The sequence below is a fragment of the Bdellovibrio bacteriovorus genome (assembly GCF_001592745.1).
Lineage (GTDB): Bacteria > Bdellovibrionota > Bdellovibrionia > Bdellovibrionales > Bdellovibrionaceae > Bdellovibrio > Bdellovibrio bacteriovorus_B.
This window is the reverse complement of record NZ_LUKD01000001.1, coordinates 1223898-1244491: the sequence shown is the minus strand read 5'-3', so window position 1 is coordinate 1244491 and position 20594 is coordinate 1223898. Positions and strand designations below refer to the sequence as shown.

Annotated in this window: 20 protein-coding genes and 1 other RNA gene; 15 read left to right on the top strand and 6 right to left on the bottom strand. The window is 42.6% G+C overall.

The window, feature by feature from the left end:
* Positions 1-61 precede the first annotated feature (61 nt).
* Entirely contained in the window at positions 62-1483 is a 1422-nt protein-coding gene (locus AZI87_RS05940) for a hypothetical protein (protein ID WP_253696501.1), read from the top strand.
* 62 nt (positions 1484-1545) lie between these two features.
* On the opposite strand, the gene AZI87_RS05935 is transcribed toward AZI87_RS05940, so the two are convergent.
* Entirely contained in the window at positions 1546-1833 is a 288-nt protein-coding gene (locus AZI87_RS05935; protein ID WP_063205464.1) for a hypothetical protein, read from the bottom strand.
* Positions 1834-2074: 241 nt separating this feature from the next.
* On the opposite strand from AZI87_RS05935, the gene AZI87_RS05930 reads away from it, so the two are divergent.
* The 3 genes from AZI87_RS05930 (at position 2075) to ssrA (ending at position 4910) form a co-directional block, all read left to right on the top strand.
* On the top strand, positions 2075-2932 hold the full coding sequence (locus AZI87_RS05930; protein WP_063205463.1) for a hypothetical protein: 858 nt from the start codon (positions 2075-2077) through the stop codon (positions 2930-2932).
* Between the two features lie 175 nt (positions 2933-3107).
* Complete coding sequence (locus AZI87_RS05925) at positions 3108-4220, top strand: TIGR02147 family protein (protein ID WP_063205462.1); 1113 nt, start codon at positions 3108-3110, stop codon at positions 4218-4220.
* Positions 4221-4564: 344 nt separating this feature from the next.
* Positions 4565-4910: a transfer-messenger RNA gene (gene ssrA / locus AZI87_RS05920) on the top strand.
* Between the two features lie 250 nt (positions 4911-5160).
* Here the strand turns inward: ssrA and AZI87_RS05915 are convergent.
* Positions 5161-5604 (bottom strand): MarR family winged helix-turn-helix transcriptional regulator, encoded by a 444-nt coding sequence (locus AZI87_RS05915; RefSeq protein ID WP_063205461.1) that lies wholly within the window; start codon positions 5602-5604, stop codon positions 5161-5163.
* A complete protein-coding gene (locus AZI87_RS05910) occupies positions 5601-6506 on the bottom strand; it encodes a DMT family transporter (protein ID WP_081112142.1) in 906 nt (301 codons plus the stop codon). Before AZI87_RS05910 ends, AZI87_RS05915 begins: the two co-directional genes overlap by 4 nt.
* Before the next feature lie 18 nt (positions 6507-6524).
* On the opposite strand from AZI87_RS05910, the gene AZI87_RS05905 reads away from it, so the two are divergent.
* Positions 6525-7454 (top strand): alpha/beta fold hydrolase, encoded by a 930-nt coding sequence (locus AZI87_RS05905; RefSeq protein WP_063205459.1) that lies wholly within the window; start codon positions 6525-6527, stop codon positions 7452-7454.
* A 249-nt stretch (positions 7455-7703) separates the two neighbouring features.
* Positions 7704-8726 carry an NmrA family NAD(P)-binding protein gene (locus AZI87_RS05900; RefSeq protein ID WP_063205458.1) on the top strand — a complete coding sequence of 341 codons (1023 nt, stop codon included), beginning with the start codon at positions 7704-7706 and terminating at the stop codon, positions 8724-8726.
* 91 nt (positions 8727-8817) lie between these two features.
* Here the strand turns inward: AZI87_RS05900 and AZI87_RS18100 are convergent, their stop codons facing one another.
* Both AZI87_RS18100 and AZI87_RS18420 read right to left on the bottom strand, forming a co-directional pair.
* Positions 8818-8982: a hypothetical protein gene (locus AZI87_RS18100; RefSeq protein ID WP_155722501.1), complete on the bottom strand. Its 165-nt coding sequence runs from the start codon at positions 8980-8982 to the stop codon at positions 8818-8820.
* Positions 8979-9287 carry a recombinase family protein gene (locus AZI87_RS18420; RefSeq protein WP_063205457.1) on the bottom strand — a complete coding sequence of 103 codons (309 nt, stop codon included), beginning with the start codon at positions 9285-9287 and terminating at the stop codon, positions 8979-8981. The genes AZI87_RS18100 and AZI87_RS18420 overlap by 4 nt, the downstream gene beginning before the upstream one ends.
* Positions 9288-9719: 432 nt before the next feature.
* Between AZI87_RS18420 and AZI87_RS18415 the strand changes: the two genes are divergently transcribed.
* The 9 genes from AZI87_RS18415 (at position 9720) to AZI87_RS05850 (ending at position 19490) form a co-directional block, all read left to right on the top strand.
* Complete coding sequence (locus tag AZI87_RS18415) at positions 9720-9980, top strand: helix-turn-helix domain-containing protein (RefSeq protein ID WP_155722500.1); 261 nt, start codon at positions 9720-9722, stop codon at positions 9978-9980.
* Positions 9981-10134: 154 nt separating this feature from the next.
* Positions 10135-10851, top strand: a complete 717-nt coding sequence (locus AZI87_RS05885) for a hypothetical protein (RefSeq protein ID WP_155722499.1) — start codon at positions 10135-10137, stop codon at positions 10849-10851.
* Positions 10841-13639, top strand: a complete 2799-nt coding sequence (locus AZI87_RS05880; RefSeq protein ID WP_063205454.1) for a hypothetical protein — start codon at positions 10841-10843, stop codon at positions 13637-13639. The genes AZI87_RS05885 and AZI87_RS05880 overlap by 11 nt, the downstream gene beginning before the upstream one ends.
* Positions 13640-13710: 71 nt before the next feature.
* Positions 13711-14994, top strand: a complete 1284-nt coding sequence (locus AZI87_RS05875; protein WP_063205453.1) for a hypothetical protein — start codon at positions 13711-13713, stop codon at positions 14992-14994.
* Complete coding sequence (locus tag AZI87_RS05870; RefSeq protein ID WP_063205452.1) at positions 14991-15365, top strand: hypothetical protein; 375 nt, start codon at positions 14991-14993, stop codon at positions 15363-15365. Before AZI87_RS05875 ends, AZI87_RS05870 begins: the two co-directional genes overlap by 4 nt.
* Positions 15366-15598: 233 nt before the next feature.
* Positions 15599-16147, top strand: a complete 549-nt coding sequence (locus AZI87_RS05865; RefSeq protein WP_063205451.1) for a hypothetical protein — start codon at positions 15599-15601, stop codon at positions 16145-16147.
* Between the two features lie 194 nt (positions 16148-16341).
* Positions 16342-17700 (top strand): hypothetical protein, encoded by a 1359-nt coding sequence (locus AZI87_RS05860; protein ID WP_063205450.1) that lies wholly within the window; start codon positions 16342-16344, stop codon positions 17698-17700.
* Complete coding sequence (locus AZI87_RS05855; RefSeq protein WP_063205449.1) at positions 17700-18557, top strand: DNA adenine methylase; 858 nt, start codon at positions 17700-17702, stop codon at positions 18555-18557. Before AZI87_RS05860 ends, AZI87_RS05855 begins: the two co-directional genes overlap by 1 nt.
* A 9-nt stretch (positions 18558-18566) precedes the next feature.
* Positions 18567-19490 carry a hypothetical protein gene (locus tag AZI87_RS05850; RefSeq protein WP_063205448.1) on the top strand — a complete coding sequence of 308 codons (924 nt, stop codon included), beginning with the start codon at positions 18567-18569 and terminating at the stop codon, positions 19488-19490.
* 254 nt (positions 19491-19744) lie between these two features.
* On the opposite strand, the gene AZI87_RS05845 is transcribed toward AZI87_RS05850, so the two are convergent.
* On the bottom strand, positions 19745-20494 hold the full coding sequence (locus AZI87_RS05845) for an SDR family NAD(P)-dependent oxidoreductase (RefSeq protein ID WP_063205447.1): 750 nt from the start codon (positions 20492-20494) through the stop codon (positions 19745-19747).
* Between the last annotated feature and the right edge of the window lie 100 nt (positions 20495-20594).

The window sequence follows — 20594 nt, the reverse complement described above, 5'->3', positions numbered from 1 at the left end:
TGACGAAAACTGGCCCAAGGCTTGCTTATTGGTCCAGCGACAGAATACTTGGAGGTTTTTCATGTTACCAATGCTTCATAAGCACACTGTGATTACCGCAGCTTTGCTTGCATCATTAAGTCTTACTGCTTGCGGTAAGAAAAAAGACGTTCTTGCTCCTCCGACAGAGCAGCAAACTACACAAAAGACGGGTTCCGATTCCGAAACTTCAAATACAAATGGTCAAGGTGAATTGCCAGATCCTAGCAATCCGAATGATACTTTGCCGCCTCTTCCAGAGCCGATCCCTGATACAAAAGTGAATCCGCCTAAGGCAAATCCACCGAAAGCGAACCCACCAAAAACGACAACTCCTCCTTCTACAGGTGGTGGTGCTCCTTCTAAACCGTCGACGCCGGTTCCTCCTCCTCCAACAACAGAGATTCCTAAGCAAACTCCTCCTGTTGTGGACACTCTTCCGGTTCCAGCTCCAGGCACAAATCGTTTGCCTTCAGACTATCGTTCAAACGACGCTTCAAATGCGACGAACGATGCACTTTCTAAACGTATGACGGGTGCAGTGACTGAGGATGGTTTGGTTTATACCTCTTCTTCAACAGATGATCTTTTAACTTATCTTAGAGCTCGTAACGAAAAAGTCGGCGCTGAATCTCGTCGTGCTAATTTGGCGGCAGCTGCTTCTATCTTGTCTGCAAAAATGTCTGTAGACGGTTTGTCTGGCGACGCGGTTGTGACTTTGAAAGTTCAAGAAGGCCGTGACGTTAAAGTTTATAACGTAGCCGGCGCAAGTGTGAACGGTGGTTACGCATCTCCAGTTAAATCAGTTCGCGCTGGTAACGGAGAAAAATCCACAGGAGCACGCGCTCTTTCTGGTACTTTGAAATGTTTGGATCTTGATGGTGGTTGTGAAACTACTTTCGTAAGACTTCAAATTGGTACTTCTCCAAATACAGCGATCATCAACTTGGTTTTCAGAAACTCACCTGCTGATTTGTATTTCCACTTGCCGGCTCAAGGGGCTCACTCTGACAACCCAGAGTTCTTGTTGATCCAAGAGTTTGCTTTAAGCACGATCCAAAGATTGAATGTTGAAAACAAAGTGAAGACTTCAAAAATCTCTTCATGGGAAGTTGTGAACGGTCGCTCTGGTTTTAATGTATCTTTAAAAGGCGTGAACCAAGAGCTTCTGGCTTTCGCGGGTCCATTGCTTGCTCCTGAAGCGGGTACGGGTGTGAACATCAATCTTTCTCGTATCGCGAAAGATCAAGAAGACACTTTGGATTTGATCTCTTTGAACAACACGAAATTGAACTATGCAAACTACATTGGTGAAGCGCGTTTGATTGCGAATAATGGTTTAGGTCAGGTTCGTATCGCGTTGAAAATGAGAAAGCGTGGCGCTTACGCTCAAGATCAACTTGCGATCACTTTCATGAGAAGAATCAAACCTCTTGTGGATTTGACTGACGATAACTTGAAGTAATTTGTTCCTATATAAATAGATCTTCCCTGGGACCACGGACCTCCAACCGTGGTCCCTTTTTTTTATCTGCAAAGGTTCGAATCAATTTCGATTTGCAGAAGCTCGGAGGGGTCTTCGCCCAACGTGGCAGCAAGCTTAACGGCAGAGTTTTTTTGCTCAATCAGATTTTCTAAGAAATATCCGCAAAGATTTTCTTTTTCGCCGTTTTGTTCGTGGTTTAACTGCTGAATAAGGGCTTTTTGCTCGGTGATCTGACGAACCTGTCTTTGAACAAGTCCGCTATATTCGCCGGCTTGGGCTACAGTCATAGAAGCAAAGAATACGGAAATCGCGATCATGGCACTTTTCATATAAGTCTCCTGTTAATGGCATTTTTTACTGCAAGGTCAGAACCGCACCGGCCGGTGTTCTTTTTAGTTTCAGAAACGCTCAAGATTTTGCCAGGTCCCACTTTTTGGCTGTTTGAACCTTCAATTGCAATTAAACGCTGTTATACCGCGCGAATCTGGTGTCGAAGTGACCTTGAAACATTTGGTACGCTGGTTGCTTTAGCGGTCAGTGGGGAATCACTGAATCTTTTTGGGGGATACAATGACTTTTAAATCTAGTTTGTTAGTTGCCTTCTCTGCCATCACTCTGACTGCGGCTATCGCGGAAGCTTATATCGTTCCAGGTCGCGGGCCTGCGCCCATTCCACGTCCTGATGTGGGGCCTGAATTTCCTTTTCCAGGACAAGATGATTTCGGAAACGGCAGTGGTCGTTTAGATCAAAGAATCATCTATGTCGGTCGCCGCGTTTCAAATGAGACTTTAGAACTTCGTCAACTTGCCGGTATCGGTGAAAGCTACCGTGGTTATGAAGTCGAGTCCGTAGAAGTTGAAATCAATCGCAGCGGACCTCGCGCTGAAATTTCTTTGCTAACAGATGGTCGCGTGGATGAAACTTCTTACTCTCCGCAAGGATCTATTCTTCTTCGTCCTCGTTACAGAGCTACCATCGGCGAAGATATCCGCACTTTGCAGCTTTTAGTTCGTGGTAACGCCGATATTGCTTCGATTCGCATCTCTTTAAGAGAAGGTGATCGCATCGGTCGCCCGGATCGCCCAGGCCGTCCTGATCGCGGTATTGATGTTCCACTTTATGTGTCACGTCGCATGTATGGAAATGATCGCTTAGATCTTTCCCAATACCTCGATGCTCAACGCTACCGTGGTTACAGAATCCAGCAGATCGTGATTGAAGCAACTCCGGCTTACAATACTGCTTTGATCGATGTTCTTATTAACGGATTCAATCAAGGCCAAACTTTGCAAGTGGATCGCTATAACACTCGGCAGACTGTTGTTCCGCAAAATGCAGTGATCGGGTACGGAGCGGACAGCATCGTTCTTTACACTCGTGGAGATCTTGATATCCATCGCGTGACTTTAAGATTGTCTGCTCGCTAGTAAATAAGTTTTAAAATTCGACGACTTAAAAGGACTCTACCCAGAGTCCTTTTTTTATTTCTGCGAGGCTTTAGATAATGCCTTGCAATAAGTTAAGGGTCGCATCTAACGAATCCGCTTGTTTTGAGAATTTAAATCGGGTGAACTATTCCAGTACAAAGGAGATCCGATTTCTATGCAAAACAATCATCCTGAGTTTAACAAAGGCAAAGAAATTTCAACAGCTTCCGTGATTGCTCCGGTGCTATCTGATTACATGAACTATCGCCAGTTCTTGGCTGATTTTTATCAGTTCAAACGTAAGAGTTCAAAAGGCTCTTTGCGCGCCTACAACTATGCAGTTTTTTCTGCGGCAGCAAATATCAAATCTCCGAATTACTTAAAAATGATCATCGAAGGAAAAAGAAATCTTTCCGACGATATGATTGGCAAGTTCGGTAAAGCGCTGAGCTTTATGAAAGATCAAACTGAAGAGTTCCGTTTGCTTGTGCACTTCACTCAAGCAACAGATCCTGCTGAACGTAATATGTATCTTAAGAAGCTCAGCGAACATCGTGTGGCTGGAAAATTAAAATCCGGCGAGATCGATCGCAAAACTTGGGAAAAAGTTCCGAACTGGGTTGCTTGGATCATCTATGCGATGGTGGATCAAGAGGGCGTCAGCTTTGATACATCGGCGTTGAAAGCTCTTCTTCGCGGAAAAGCGTCTGAAGATGAGATCGAAGCGGCTTTAAATACTTTGCTAGCTTCTGGTGAACTTCGTCGTGACGAAGTGACGGGCGAGCTTAAAAAGAACCGCAGCTTGATTGAATCTCCAGAAGAGATTCCTGTGGCTCTTGTGCGCAAGCTTCAATCTCAACTTATGTACTTAGGCTTAGAGTCTTTGTATCAAGATCAACCGACAGAGCGTGAGTTCGGGACTTTGACTTTGTCTTTAACAAAGTCAGAGTTTGAAGAGATCAAATTCAAACTTCGTCAGATGAGAAAAGCTCTTCACAAAGACAACTCGATTGCTCGTATGAAGCAAAAGGGTGAGCGCGTGTATCAGTTGAACATTCAATTGTTCCCGGTCACAAACGCTGTTGAGGGTGTAGAGAAAACTCCAGTGATCAAGCCTGCTCTTGATATCAAAACCGAGACAGCGATCATTGAAACACCAGCTCCGGTGATGGCGGCTCCAGTAGTTGAAGCGGCACCTGTAACGGCTGCTCCTGCTGACAAAGATTCACGTGCAAATGTGAGTTCGTTGGCCGCAACAGCTGCTTCCGCAGCTGATCTTTTCCGTTAAAACTTCGTTATGTCCCACCGCAACAAAGGCTTTCGACAAACGCGAAAGCCTCTCGCGAAAATTTAAGATTCTTAAATTTCAGTGTCATTTCTGCCCCGAATTTGCGGATGCAATGTGGATAAGTCTGTGGAATACACCCATAAATGGTGGATATCTCGACCTTTTGGCGTAAATTGTCTCTTGCTAACATTAAGATCTTGTTAGGATGACACCAGTTCACCAAGACCAAAGTACTGCGTCACGAAAAATTTAATCATTGAATGTGAGGTGCAAAATCGGAAGGATAAACGATTTTCATTTTGCCGCGAATCTTGTGGTAGAATGAAAAGATGTTTTTCACACATGGGGGCGTACTGGCTTCGACGTGGGTGCTGAAGCATAAGGAGCATACCGGGGCGGATGAGGACCTCGTTAAAAACGTCCATTTTGTAATTGGCAACGATTACGCACTTGCAGCTTAATTAGCTCGCACGATCAACCTTGCGGTGGTTCCGCGCTTGGATTGATCGTCATTTAGGGACCTCGGTGAGTTGGGTTTTCTCCAGCAGACTCGCTTAAATTTACTGGGGGAGTGTCTGTGCTGATTTTGTCAGGGGAAGCTGTACAGACAAACTAAAACACTGACTAAGTATGTAGCGCCTTATCGTGGATCTCTTGCGGACGCGGGTTCAATTCCCGCCGCCTCCACCATCTATTTAAGCGAACCACTCGATTTGAGTGGTTCGTAATTGTTTAAAATCATTCAACTATATTTTTGTATATGGTGTTCGCCTGTCCATTGGGAAGGTTAGATGGTGGTGGGAATCGAACCAGTTTTTTTGTTCTTCTGAATATACATGGTTCTACGGTTCTACTCACTTGATAGTGGAAATCACTGCATTCATCAGCAACAGACATGTACAATTCCAATCGATAATTTTTAAAGCCAAGAACCTCAAACCTATATATCCCTAAAATGATTCCGAATATGCTGTAGAAGTTCATTGAGCTCTTCGAGTTGTTTCATCCCAAACTTGTCGATGAAACCTTGATGAAGGCCTCTCCATTTTTTCTGTGCTTCTTTTGTGACCTTGCGTCCCATTTCTGTCAGCTCGACAACCTTTGAAAGACCGTCCGCGGGGCTGATTTTTACTAACTTGCGTCTCGCAAGGACATCTAGTGCTCGATACAAAGTTGTGCGCTCCATATCCAAGTGTTCCGCTAGGCGCATTTGTTCGATAGGTTGATAGCGAAAAATATTAATCAAGATCGAGTACTGAACAACGTTAACGCCTGATTCTTCAATTGCGGCATCAAACGCGCGGCCCACCGCTCGAGAAGTCATTTTGATATTTGTGCAGACACATCGAATCGGTTCAAGTTCTTGTGATGATTTGTTCTTCATTTTGTATCTCCCTTTCTTGTCAGTGACACTCCAACTAGAATCATAAGAACTCCGGCGTATTGTGCGGTTCCGATCTCTTCCTTTACGATCAGGGCTCCAATGATGAGCGCCAACACCGGCGGAATATAGAAAACGGATGAGGCCGTAACTGCGCCAAGTTTTTCAATAATTCGGTAGTATAAAACAAAAGCAAGCCCGGTACCTAGAAACCCTAAGCCGACACTTGTCGCAAGAAAGGCTTTTGGGTGTTGAAGAATGATTTCGGCTCCACGCATGGGCACTACTAATGAAAGTATGATGGCGGCCGCTATGATTTGATAACAAGCTAACGCGAGTGAGCTTAGGTTCAGTGGCGTGATAAACTTCCGCGCATAAATCATCGCTGCTGCATATCCAAGTGAACCAAGAAGCATATATCCAGCACCATAAGCGGCATCATGGGCAGAGTAGTTAAACAAACGATCCAGATGTGCGATGAATGCCACCCCGATAGATCCTAAAAGCAGTCCAATAAACTTTTTAGAATTCATGCGATCAGTTGGCAGAAAAAGAGCTGCAAATAGTGCCGTCATAAGGGGAATGATTCCACTAATCGCACCGGCGGCACCAGACGCCAAAAGTTGTGTTCCTTTAATAAATCCCAAGTAAGGAACGACTACTGCCAAAAGACCCATAGCGAGAAAATGCCGAGAGTGGCGAAGATGCTCGAGGTTTAGAGATTTATTAATTAAACCAAAGGCAATGATCGGCATCATACCGAAGATAATTCGCAGCAAAGCAACTTGCGCCGGTTGAATGACTTCAACGGCCATTTTCATAAAGAGAAAATTAGAGCCCCAGAGCAAGCCTAAAATCCAGTATACGACATAGTTATAATTTAATGTTCTATTACTAATTTTCATGATGTATATACATCATATATGAAATCAATCATTCTTAATATCAAAAATTTGCTTATTTTCGTAGTTACGGTTTTAACCTCAATGACGGCGTGGGCGGACTCTTACGTGAACGCTAAAACCAAGTATGTCGAGGTGAACGGTTCAAAGATTGCCTACCGCATGTATGGTTCAACATCGGGAACGGGGACGCCGATTTTCTTACTGATGCACACTCGCGGTAATATGGATGGTTGGGATCCGACGTTGCTAGATATTCTTGCTAAAAATCGCCAGGTGATTGCGTTTGATAATCGTGGTGTCGGACTGTCTAGCGGAAATGCACCCGAATCTTTTGCAGAGATGGCGGATGACGCCGCTCTTATTATTAAAGCTCTCGGATTCAATAAGGTGGATCTTTTAGGATTTTCGATTGGTGGCGCCGTTGCGCAAGAATTGCTCATTCGCCACAATGATCTGATCAGAAAGGCCATCGTCGCGGGTTCAAGCGCCAGGGGTGGTGTTGGCGTCAATGATTTGTCGGAAAAATCTAAGTCGGTCAGCACGAAAAAAGAATTTACTGATGATGATATTCTCTATGCGTTTTTTGCTCAAACTCCTTCCAGTCAAAAACTAGGTCGTCAGTACTTGGAAAGAATTAAAATCAGAAAATCTGATTTGGATAAACCGGTTTCAATGCAAGCTGTGAAAGCGCAAGCGATTGCTCGACAAGATTGGGGAACTCAAACTGTAAGTCCTGACAAGCGAATGAGCAATGTGAAAAATTCTATTCTAATTGCGAACGGAAAAGATGACATTCGCATGCCTACGATCAATTCTTATAACCTGTTTCAGCTGGCACCGAACGCACAATTGGTTCTTTATCCTGATTCGGGACATGGATTTTTGTTTCAGTACCCAGAACTTTGTGGTGAAAACTTTGTCGACTTCCTTGATCAGAAAGAGTTTTAAGGCCCAGTCACTTGCCCTTGATCTTGCCAGTTGTCTTCTTGGGGCGAGAGATTGTGAAAAGACTTTGGCAAGTGAGATGAACAATTTTATCTCTAAGCCTGTTGACAAAAAGAAGAGCGTGTAATTTTTCTGAAATGGCTTAAGTATGTAGCCTCAGCCTGAAAACTGCGGCTCACATTGTTAATTGTGCTCTACAACTTTATAAGTATTTGAGACAAAGACGTCTTATTTCAATAAGGAGTTCAATTTATGATTAAGAAGATCCTCGTCATTGGGGCTACAGGAGCACAGGGTTCTACGGTCGTCAGAGCCCTGGTGCATGATAAAAAGTATGAAGTGGTCATCTTTACGCGCAATCTGTCTTCAGAGCATGCACAGGAACTATTAAGCCTTCCAGGTGTCTCCGCATTTCAAGGGAACACGCTGAATGAAAAAGATATTTACGCGGCCTTCAGACAGGTCGATGGGGTCTACTGCAATCTTGATGGGTTTGCGATTGGTGAAATTAATGAAACTTATTGGGGAATCAGGACTTTTGAGATCGCTATTGAAACTGGCATAAAGCATTATGTGTGGGGCAGTCTTGATTATTTAGTTAAAAAAGGCGGTTACAATTCTAAATATCGTTGTGGGCACTACGATGCAAAGGGACGCGTTGCTGATTTTATTTTGCAGAATAAAACAAAGACGATGAAAGTTTCTGTTCTGACATCAGGTCCGTACATGGAAATGTTGTTTGATGGCGTGTTTGTGCCAAAGTTGCAAGAAGATGGCACACTTATCTACGCGCATCCGATCGGCAAGGGACATGTGCCGATGGTACATTTGGAAGATATCGGTAAATATGCACGCTGGATTTTCGATCACCCACAAAAATCAGACGGTCTTGACTTAGAGGTCGCAACAGAACATGTCGGTTGGAAAAATCTTGTCGATTGTGTGCAGCGAGTTACCGGGAAAAAGGCCGTGTTTATCGACTTAAGCTTGCAGGATTTTTTTGCGAAATCTCCAATGCCAAAAGATGCGCCTGCGGCCTGGGCGCAAACACCTGACGCCAAAGTGACGACAGGACAAACTTATTGGGAGAATTTTTCTGGCTGGTGGTCCGCATGGCATGATGACATCGTGACTCGCGATTACGAAATGCTGGACAACATTTTGCCTGATCGTGTGCGTTCTCTGGAGGAGTGGATGCGTAAAGTTAAATACGACGGTGCGTTTCGTCCGGTTTTAAAGGACTTGGTGGATCGAAGAAAAGCGGGCATTCGTTAGAATTGTAATTTAAAAACGGCCTTTGCTCACTACCAAGGGCCGCTCTATAACAAGACGCGCTTCCCATCTTGAATGTTTTTACTCTCTTCTTTTATTTCAATCGGTAGGCATGCGCATAGCTTTTGGCCACTTCGATGCCTTGGATTCTTGAAGCTGAAACTGTGCCTTTGCGGACTTGGTTGATGACGGCTGGAAGATTGCCACTGGCAACGGCGGCAAAAGTTAATACGACTGCGATTTTGATAAGACTGTTCATTTAGTCCTCCTATTGTTTGGTTTGTTGGATTGGTTAATTTTAATAATTCTTCTGACCACACACGGACTCCATGATTTGCCAGTTCGACTTGGAATCTTTTGGCGATTCAATTCTTTTGCAATGGCATTCCCTGAAAGCCCTGATTGGTGAAGCTTCAAAATTTTTCTGACAATAATTTGTTCTTTTGGATCAATGAGAAGCTTTCCATCAAGGTAGGCATAGCCGTATGGCGTGTGACCACCGCGCTTCGTATGTAGTCGATCTATGTGGATTGCATTTCCATTGAGAGGATTTCTCAACGCCATTCCGTTCTTTTTCAAAGTTTCGCACACGGTGGATTTTGGAATGCCTGTTCGCTCCTCTATATCTCGAATAGAGAGTCCGCTTTCGTAAAGAGGAGCACATTTTTCAAATATTCGCGCTGGTGTTTTTACAGAAAGTTCAATAAAGTCATGATGATAGTGGAGTTCGCTTATCGATACTTCACCTCCACCAATTCACAAGTTTGAGAACCCAGATTTCCGCTGAGGATATTTGGGTTTTCTTTTTTCAGACAACATCACGGATTTTAACAAGTTATCTGCGTTGAGAACACCAGAGTGACTGCTCAACCTTTGGTTCATCTCGGCCCTATCAACGCGCTTCCGCAGCGATTTTTAGCATGTTTTTGCAGTGCCAAACGGCTGTCTGCGGACGTATCTAAGAACTTAGACAAAAAACCTGACAAAGGGGGCAAAATGATGAGTGAGACGAGAAAGTATAGAACCAAAAAACGAAGTGACCGGATCGTAATGACTCCAGCGGCGAGACTCCTGAAGCAACTTCGTAACGAGAGTGGCCTTTCGATGATAAAAACCGCCGCCCTCATAGGTGTTTCTGATAGCTCCATAGCCCACGTTGAAACCGGGCGCATGGATGCCCCCCGAGGTGATAAGTTGAAGCGGCTCATTCACACTTACGGAGTTCGTTCTACTACCTACTTTGAACGTCTTAGTTAACCAGCCTTGTTCCTTACGACATTGGGCAGATGCAACAACAATTCCCCCAACGCCATATAACTTGCCCCACCGTGCGAAGCCTCTAGCGACACGCTGATTTCCTTTAAGATATAGATCTAAACCCTCATAACGGAGCTGCCTTTTGTCTTAAATAATGTTAACACTGGGATGTTTATTTGCGCCAATGGAGATAGATCAGATGGCAAGTGGTGAAAGTGCGGCTGTAATCTTAGAGCCAATGCAAATTCAACTTCATAAAGCTTTGAGGGTTAAGAGTGAAGCTCTAGCTCGAATATATATGTCCGCCATTAAGGTGTTTTCTCAAAGTGACAACGAAGATCGTATACATTTAACTGCACATGCCATTCGGGAGATGATGGGCAAGCTTCCAGACGTGATTGATGTTCCTATTGAGGACGGCGCGAAGCAAAGACTTGGGGACTTCGTCAATAATGTAAACCAAGAATGGACAAATATGTGCGCACAGGGTCGTTGGCCTGGAGATCCGAAATGGAACGGAGAAGTTGACGGAGTCCTAAGAAAGTTTCTTGTAAAAATTGAATCTATGCTTGGCGCAGAGGTAAAAATTAAGAGAGGTCGCAGAAATGCAGTACAAGCTGTCATAAGAAAGCAAAACTTTAGCTCCGTTCCCCTGCCCAGCGATATTGAAGACCTAAAAACAAAAGAATGGATCAAGTATCAGGATTATTTCACTACAACTGCTCATTTTGGTCCGACTGATGAGCCAACTTTTTTAAGCTACCTAAGGCACTTTGAATATCTTCTTCTTAACTGGCTTGAGCCGAGAACTTTTGAAGTGCAAGACGATATTAAAAAGATTATCGAAGCGGGAGAGTCGAATGCCGACTAAAGAACATGTACAAGCTGCCCTCAGTAAAATCCAAAGAACAGCTGACTATGATTTCTTTTTTGAAAATTTAAAGTCGCCAGACTGGCTTGAACCTTTAGATGAGCTAAAGCAGTTCGATCGACCAAGCGAGCCTTTGAAAGAAGGTAACTCTGTACGGTATCCTTTTTGGCCTCCGGCAAGATATCTTGTTAAGATTGCCTCTGAGAAGCCAGACAAAGTGATGCAGGTAATTTTGAAGGTACCGGCCACTGAAAATCCTAGAGTACATGAAGATTTTGTAGATGCCGCCCTCAAGATGCCACCTGAGATTTCAGTTAAACTCAATAAAAAGATAATCGAGTGGCTTGGGTCTCCTGATGTAAACTTTCTTCTTTTACCCTCTAAGATTGCTACCTATATTGCGCAGTTAAAGGCCGGTGGGTTTGCAAAGGAAGCATTAGAGACCTCTAGCTTCTTACTTGGTCTTAGAGAATCTGAAAAAGAAATTGAAGGAGACAGCTTCTTCAAGCGCGCACAACCCATTGTACGAAGCGAATGGGAATACGATGAAGTTCTAAAAGAGATCACTCCCTCTTTTCAAAAAGACGACAAAGTAGAATTGATAAAACTTCTTTGTGAAAAATTACGTCAAGCAATTCTGTTTGAAGAGCGTGAGGAGGACCGGGAGTTTAGAGATCTAAGCTACATGTGGAGAGGCTCAATTGAAAACTCAGATCAAAACCGCGATGATGGAATTAAAGATACCATAATAAACTGGATAAGAGACTTATCAGAAGAGCTATTAACTGAAGATCCTGACCTTGTGGCATCTCTTTGCGACTATTTTCGCGCAGGAGTCTTTCCTATTTTCAGCCGTCTTGGACTTCACATAGCCCGTATGAGTGAAAGAGCTGATTTGGCTTCAAAGTTTATCCTCGATCAGCAACTTTTCGACTGCTTGGATGTCTGGCACGAATATGCGCTTTTGATTGAAGCTGGCTATCCAATGCTATCAAATACGGAGCAAAAGAAATTCCTTGCCATGATTGCAGCAGACATTTCATTTCAAAATAAAAACAAATCCCCGTCTGAGATTGACGAGGACGCCAATGAACGCTCTAGGTATCATTATTATTATATGATTCGCAATTATCTCCATGGGGAAGATAAAAGAATTTTTGAACGCCTGCATGCAAAAATCGGCAACCCCGAGAATCCTACCTTTCATTATCATATGAGCTCCGGTTGGGTTGGCCCCACAAGTCCCAAAACTACAGATGAATTGAAGTCACTTCCTATCAACGAGTTAAAAAAGTTTTTGGACGAATGGGCTCCACCAGACAAGTGGAATTTTGGTCCATCAATTGAAGGGCTAGGACGGGAGTTGGAAGTTGTTGTACTTGCGCGCTTAGATGAATTTGTTGACAACTTAGATCAGCTACAGTTTCTAGAAAAAACTTATGTTCGCGCAATTATAGAAGGTTTTGCTAAGGCTCTAGCTGAAAAGAAGTCGTTAAAATGGGAGAAGGTGGTTGATTTCCTTTTGTGGGCAAGTGGTCAACAAGACGAGTCTGAGGAGGATGCGTTTAAGCCCGGAGGCGACAAAGATCCCAGTTGGGGCTGGTCTCGGCAGGCTGCATGTAGGCTTATAGAGCGCGGCCTTCTTTCAGAAACAAACGAGATCCCATTCTCTTTGAGACAAAAGGTATGGAGTATTATTTCACTAGGACTGTCCGATATTCATCCTAAAGTTGAAGTAGAAGACAAATACACATCCGACCGAGGCTACTATCAGACAGCTATCAATAGTATTCGTGGAGTTGCCTTAGAGACGGCGGTTCACTATGGATTTTGGGTGAGAAGAAACCTTGACCTGGCTAAAGCTGAGCTACCGATTGATAAAGCTCCCGAGCTTTTCTCTGCGTTAGACAAACACCTTGATTTGCGTTTTGAACAATCAAAATCTGTTCGGTCTGTTTACGGTCGTTGGATTCCGTGGCTACTCCCCTTGAATAGGCAGTGGTTTCAGTCCGCCAAAGAAAGTATTCTTCCGAAGGATGATCTAAAAGGATACTGGGCGGCAGCGTGGGACGCGAACATACTTTTCAATCAACCATATACAAATGTCTTTAAAGAACTTAAAGATCACTATTCTCTGGCAATAGATCGTTTTGAGCTAAGCGAGGATGAGAAACTAGAAAAGATAGATGAGAGATTGGTTGACCACCTTATCGCCCTTTATCTGTACGGTGAATTTGCGCTCGACTCTGAAATTATGGCTAAATTGTACTCCAAGCTTGATTCAAATCTTAAGAAAAGAGCGTTGGACATGATTGGCAGAGGACTCGCAAGTGAAAAACACGCTCCTGATCCGGATATTGTGAAACGATCTGTTAGCTTTTGGGACTTTAGAGTCGAAGAATGCAAAAAGATAAAAGAGCCAAAGGATAGAATTGAATTGGCCGAATTTGGTTGGTGGTTCAAATCTGCGCAATTTGATGATGAATGGTCATTGGACCAAGCAATAGTCGTTTTAAATCTTTGTAACTACATCACTCCCGACTACATGGTGATGGAGCGATTATTGGATTTGGCTGATAAGTATCCACAAAAAGTTGCAGAGGTATTTCGCCTTATGGTCGATTGCCGAGTCGCAGACCATGGATTTTATGGCTGGTTGGAAAAAGCTAAAATTCTTTTACCGAAGCTTTTAAAGACTGATGCTCGGGAAACGGCGATCAAAACCATACATAAATTGGGTGCATACGGTCTAAATCAGTTTGGAGCATTGCTGAAAGATTTGAAATAGATGTGGGATAGATTGGTCGATAAGCTTACGTTCCTAAAAGTGTTTTTTTTCATTTTAAAAAAGGACAAAAAGTGAGTGCAGAAATACAGGCGGGAAAAGAACGAAGAAGTATATTTATAACGACGCCATTGAGAGCTGCCCACTCTCTTAGGGCTTCCTTGAATATCGACGAACTTAACTATAATAGCGTAATTGGCTTTGCACAGGCAGATCCAAAGGCATATTTCATATATGCGTGCCTTGATGAAGTGACTAAGTTTACTACGGCCTGTATTAGATGGAATGAGTTCTTGGGTGGGAATGAGGACGAGATCGATAAATCAGATCTTGAAGCGGCAAAGGTAATTTATCGTGCAACTATGGAGTCGGTTGCAGATGAACAGCAGATGTGGGCAAGAAAATTCAATGAGCTTCTTTCTCATTTAATTCTTTTTACTTCGACAAACGATAAAAATTTTTATCAGTTATATCTTCTAGGTATATATCTAGATCAATATCTAAGAGTTCAAAGTGACTTTAAAGAATTTTATTCGATAGAAAATGAAAACACTCAGCACTCCATTGATGACTGTCTGAAAGAGCTTGAAAATCTCTTAAAGACTGCAGATTCAGACAAATTCTGGCTTTTTGCGGATGTTGATCTTAATAAAAAGAAAGTTGCCTTGGCGAGCGCGAGGGCCCTTTACAAAAAGGCTTTAAACCTTGCTAACGATCAACAAAAGCTTGCTTTAGGCGTGAGCTATGATTCGGGTTACTCATCCCCTAGTAGATCCATTCACCTAAGTGTTGGAGGCATTTCAAATCAAATAACATCTGCCAGAATTGAACAGGAATTTATTCGTGGAAGCCTTATTGCCATGCATATAGTCTCGGTGGCCCATAAGCTTTGCGATGTTCAACCTACAGGTGATGCGTTACTGTTTGAACAATCCATGGCGGGTGAGAAAACAAGTGAAGAATTATTCAGATCAATTTCCAACCCCGAAATTGAAGTTGGTGACCTTGCACTAGCCTATGGCGATAGTGTTTGCCTGATTGAGGATAAAAAGTTTAGCGATTACGGCTATTGCTCATTTAAAGTCAGGTATCTCGCAAGGCCCTTGCTTCCACATGTGACTAGAGAGTGGTTACCGGCGCGGCGAGTTCGTCAGGGCGTCTCCAAAAAGACTTTAAAAAATCATCTCAAGGATATATTTTCTGGCGTAGAGGGTGCCTCGGAAAAAATTGATTTAATGAGTGACGAAGAATACTCCCAAAATATCGCAAAGGTCATTGAGGGAATGGAGAATAGTGGTGATTTGAGTATATTCTTGCGACCTGTAAAGAAAAATAATCAAAATCAGGAGCTCAAATGACGATAGGATGGAATGAAATTATCTGGTTGGGAATTGGAACTGCCGTAGGTCTTTTGGCGGGCGTTGCAATATATTGGGCCCCTCTGGGCCAATTTGGCAATGAGTGGAAGGCGATCTGGAGTCTCCGCCGACGATACAACCAAGGGGACGAGCTGACAGTCAGAGCGGGTATAGATCTCAAACCTTTGGACTCAAGGGTTGCAACGGCTACATTGATGCGCGACACCCAGATGAAAATTTGGAATGATAAGGGTGTTGGATGGCACCATACGCATTCTGGCTGGAAACGAGCCCGAATCCTTCATGTTTTTGATCCAGCTACGGGCGGAGTATCTGATGTTTACAAAATATGCCATCTTGATCTAAGATAGATAAAGTTAAGAGCGATGTTTTCATCACACGGATGCGGACACGTGGGTTCGACAATCGTGTTCCCGCCTCCACCAATTTCGGAACCTGGAAATGGTTCTAAATAATTGAAATGATTAGATACTGCCCCTCCTGGGGAAAGAGCCCAGGTTCCAAGGTTCTTGGGGTTCCTTGACACTTCTTCATATCGTTACCACGTTAGCTTGAAGTTGAACCAATCAGAAGAGATTAAAGTGTGGATCAGAGAAGATTGAAAATCGCGGTACATGAAATAGGCCATGCGGTCATGGCATTGTTCCGTGGCCAAGGCGTTCAGAAAGTCTCGCTCAAAGAAATGGACTCACCTGGTGGAACCGAGAGGTATCTTGGATTTATGACGCTTGAACCAACTGAACAGAAAGCTGAGTTCACCGTTAATGATGCCAGTCGCAAGATTATGATCTCTTTGGGAGGTTATGCCAGCGAGATTTTGTTTTTTGAAGTATGCACTCCTGGTGGTGATGACCTAGCAACTGCAGCCAGATGGGCAGAGAGTCTTCTGCAAGTTGAAGAGTACAGAAGTTGGATGGATGTTCTGCCAGTTCCAGAACCAGGTCCATTGGACGAGATTCAGAATTTGCAAGTTCGGGCATACATCCATCACATGATACCAGAGTGCGCTAAAGCACTAGCCCCTTTAGGACCACTGATAAAGTTCTTAGCTGAAGAGTTGTATAAGAAGGACGAGCTTACGGGAATTGAAGTGGAGGCTCACTTCAATTCTTTTATGCAACAGAGCCAGTAGTGACTAGATGACCATCCATGAAATCCGGAATGGGTTCTAAAGATAAATTGTGTTTTTGTTTTCTAAACTTCAAATAAGCAAGACGATTGTCTTGTCTCTAAGGCATGACGGCTGAAACACTCAAATAAGTTTACATAAACAATTGCGAATATATATACTTTTAGCATACACAAACAATCTTCGTATGGATGCTAATGGTAAAAGTAAAATCAATTAAAGTTAATGATCTGTTGGTAAATACAGAAAACTTCCGCTTTGAACCTCTATCAGGGCAAAAAGAAGCAATTGATAAAATGTTGGATGCCTTGAATGAAAAGCTTTTTCATCTAGGATCTCATATTGCTGAAAATGGAATGGATCCATCAGCAGTTATGATTGTTTCACCATCAGCACATGATAAAGGGATGTATAATGTCCTTGAGGGAAATAGAAGAACGATCTCTCTCAAGCTACTCGCGAACCCCAATCTTATCGATAATCAAGCTCATGAACCTTTAAAGAAAAAGTTCAAAAAGCTTAATGAACAATTTAAGCAAGATCCCATAACAGAGGTAAACTGTGTAGTTTACGAGAATCCAGAAGATGCGAATAAGTGGATTAAGCTTAAACACACAGGTGAGAACAATGGAATAGGCACCGTTGACTGGAATAGACAACAAATCGAACGATTTAATGAAAAAGTGGAAGGGAAAACCTCTACCGCGCTTCAAGTCATTAAAATGCTTAACGCTTCTAAAGAAACTCCTGCCAGTGTTAAAAATAAGTTGGGGGATATTCCTCTGACCAATTTAGACAGGCTGATTTCAGATCCATATGTCAGGGAATTTCTTGGTATTACTCTTCATGATGGTCAACTTGAGTCTAATATTGAGAAAAAAGAAGTTATGAAGGGCTTAGTTCAAGTTGCAAAAGATTTATTAAAGCCAGACTTCAATGTAAATAAAATATACTTCAAAGATGATCGTAAAGACTATATTTCTGATTTTCCTAAGAGCAGTATTCCAGATAAATCTATCGTAGCAAAAAAAGCATGGCGTCCTGGCGAATCTGGAAATCGTACTCAGCCGAGTGTTAAGGTAGGCGCAAGTAAAAAATCTACTTTTACTGAGCGCAACAATTTAATTCCAAAAAACTGCAATCTGCATATTACCAACCCCAAGGTAAACGCAATTTACAAAGAGCTTCAGAAGATAAAAGTGGATGAATATGTAAACGCTTGCGCCGTTCTGCTAAGGGTCTTCATTGAATTGAGTGCAGATTGCTATAGAGATGAACACAAGTTATCTAAAGCATCTTCGTCTGGAGGCGACTCAGCTTCACTTCAGAAGAAAGTATTAGGAGTAATTGATCATTTAACGAATACGGGAAAAATTGATAAAGTTATTTCAAAGGGTATGCGAGATGCTATGAAGGACTATAGCGGATTTTTGGGTATTGAAACTTTACATGCGTATATTCATAGTAATCGTTATGCTCCGAAGCCTAAAGATCTGATTACAGCCTGGGACAATGTTCAAAAACTCATGGAAATTCTTTGGGAGAACATTAAGTAATGGAACACTATTCTCCTTTAAGGTATCCGGGCGGTAAGGGAAAAATGGCTGATTATTTCAAGGGTGTTATAAAGGATAATCTCCTTTATGGTGGAACCTATGTTGAACCCTATGCTGGGGGGGCATCTGTTGCACTTTCACTATTGTTTAATGACTATGTACAAAAAATCGTAATCAACGACATCGATTATCGTATCTATGCGTTCTGGCACTCTGTAGTTAACAGACCTAAGGCATTCTGCAAGTTAATAGAAACGACGCCGGTGAATATGAAGTCATGGCGAAAACAATTGGAGATCTACAGGGCAGGAAAAAAATATGGTCTATTAAAAGTTGGCTTTGCCACATTTTTTCTAAATAGAACCAATAGGTCTGGAATATTGGATGCGGGCGTAATTGGTGGTGTTGCTCAAAATGGCAAATGGAAGATGGATGCTCGTTATTACAAAGAAACCTTAATGAAGAGAATTCAAAAAATAGGTGAATATAAAGATCGCATTGAAATTTATAATCTTGATGCCGTTGAGTTAATAAGATTCCTCAGGCCAACGCTTCCTGAAAAAACTTTGATATATTTTGATCCTCCATATTACGTCAAAGGCAAAGATCTTTATTTGAACTTCTATGAAAGTGACGATCATCAAATGATTGTTGAAGAAATCGATAAGTTAAAAAAACCTCGCTGGATAGTAACTTATGATGATGTAAAGCCAATTAAGACACTATATAAGAAGTACAGGAAAGCCACATATTATCTAAATTATAGTGCTGCAAAAGTAGGTAAGGGAAAAGAGGTGATGTTCTTTTCGGAAAATCTTTGTGTTTCGAAGCGTGCACTAAAGGAAATATGCAAATAGGGTTATATCGTGTCGAAGAAAATAAATTCGGATCAGCTAATTCGTACGGACAATAAATCTTCAGAGACAGTAGTTTTGTTAGGCAATGGTGCAGTTGAGAACGGTTGGGGGCCACTCAGAAACGTATTAGATAAATGGATTGTCGCTGATAAAAATATCCCTGATATCGTTCAAAATCTTAGACGAAGAAACTCAGAGGCATTTCATCAGTTATCAATATTATCATATAAATATAAAATTCACCGAGGATACCATTTTGCCCAGTGGACTCGATCTAAAAATGGTTCAAAAAATGGAATGAGTATTGCTGACACTGAAAAAGAGGGGCTTGCTAGCCAAATCCAGGGATTTCTTACCTTAAGAGATGCTATTGCAAATGAGTATAAAAAAGACCAAGCTAAATTGGCTTTGAGAGAATCTAAAGTAATAAATAGTTTAATAGGAACAAACGCGAGATTCATTACAACAAACTGGGATAATACACTTTGGAACTCCAACAGGTTTAAAAACGTTGTACATCTGCATGGCCGATGTGATTTTTCCGATAGCTTAGTATTTCCCACTGAGTTGGTAATCGAGGATACAGCATTCGATTTAGGACCTTTTGTCGAAGATCTTAAGGGCACCTCTGAAAAATTCCAAAAGTTGGTTAAACGTACTTATAGATATGGATCTATGCATCCATTGATTGAAGCTCACGTGAAAGCATCCGAATGGATAGGCAGCGCAAAGCGTCTTATAGTTTGGGGCTATTCGCTTGGAGATTATGATGCAGATATTAGCGCCTTGATTGCAACTTATTCAACACGTAGCAAAGAACTTATTGTTATAAATCCGGATCCGTACGCTTTTCAGCGTACGGTGGCGTTAACTAGCATCGTAAAGGCGTTTCACCATAATCCTGAATTAAAAACCACAACTCGGCTTATTTGAGATGAGTTGATTTCATTGACGCTATTCTAAAAATTCAATCTTTTGATTCTTCTTTCGAGCGGTATTCCCCGATTGTTGATAAATGTGCGACGTCGAATTCAAGGGACATTGTTTTTCCTATAAAAAGAAAGTATCCGCACCACACTGCGCTTGAAGAGGTCCAAGAAGGAAAATCCCGCTAACAAAATCACTATTAAGTTTTCGCTACTGAAATGTTCCAACCTGCACCTCTTCGAGTCCGAAAAAAAAATTAATTAACGGGCGCCACCGGAGCCATGAATGCGCTCACCAGTAACCCAACCAGCTTCGTCGGAAGCTAAGAATAACGCGATTTTTGCAATATCTTGTGGTTGGCCGATACGTCCGAGTGGTGTTTGAGCAACGATCTGTTTTTCTAAGTCGGAACCGATCATACCTAGTGTGATGGAACCTTCAGTTTCGACGCCACCCGGAGCAATGTTGTTGACGCGAATCTTGCGTGGAGCAAGCTCACGAGCAAGTCCGATGGTCATCGTATCAACGGCGCCTTTGGTGGCAGCATAAATCACTGTGCCTGGAATCGGGCTGGTGCTCACGACGGAGCTGACATTGATGATACTTCCGCCTTCTTTGGTAAAATATTTCACAGCTTCGCGGGTAGATAGAAGGATTCCCAAAACATTGATGTTGAACTGGCGGTGGAATTCTTCTTCGGTAACTTCTTCGATGGAGCCAAATTTATAAACGCCGGCATTATTAACTAGAATGTCTAATTTTCCGAAAGCCTGCTTGGTCTGTTCAAAAATTCTTTTAACGTCGCTCTCGTTGGCAACGCTACCTTGAACGGCGATAGCTTTGCCATCATTAGCGATGATTTCTTTAACCACGCGATCCGCGTCTTCTTTACTGGATGAGTAATTCACCACCACCGAAGCGCCGTGGGCGGCGTATTCTTTTGCGATCGCCGCGCCAATGCCTTTAGAGGCTCCAGTTACTACTGCAACTTTTCCGTTTAACTTCTTCATTTAAGAACTCCATTGATTGGTCCGGATGAAACCGGGTTTATTGTTCGACACTTAGACAAATATCGAAATGAAATTTATTTTGTCAATACGACGATTAGAT